1 protein-coding gene is annotated in these 255 nt (G+C 38.8%); it reads left to right on the top strand.

Annotated elements, in window-relative coordinates:
• Positions 1–162: IS3 family transposase (locus RG959_RS24545; RefSeq protein WP_342799340.1), on the top strand; the 162-nt coding region annotated here is incomplete at its 5' end.
• Positions 163–255: the final 93 nt, after the last annotated feature.

Here is a 255-nt window from a genome sequence, read left to right as displayed (position 1 = left end):
CCACTAAAGTCTGAAACGTTCTATCTTAACAGCATTGATCGAACCACGACCGCCATAGGAGAACGCACTGTCATAGAATACATTCATTATTATAACAATATTCGTATTCAAACGAAACTAAACAACCAATCACCGATACATTATCGGCAATTAGCTGTTTAAAAGGTGTTTTGATCCCTGTCACAAAAACGGGAGTCAGTCCCTTTGGCTCAGCAGTTTTTTTATCATTCCCCTTTGTATAAAATGGCCTTCAGC

Origin of the sequence: Domibacillus sp. 8LH, from assembly GCF_038806185.1 — a bacterium.
Classification (GTDB): Bacteria; Bacillota; Bacilli; order Bacillales; family Domibacillaceae; genus Domibacillus; species Domibacillus indicus_A.
This window is presented reverse-complemented; position numbering and strand designations above follow the sequence as displayed.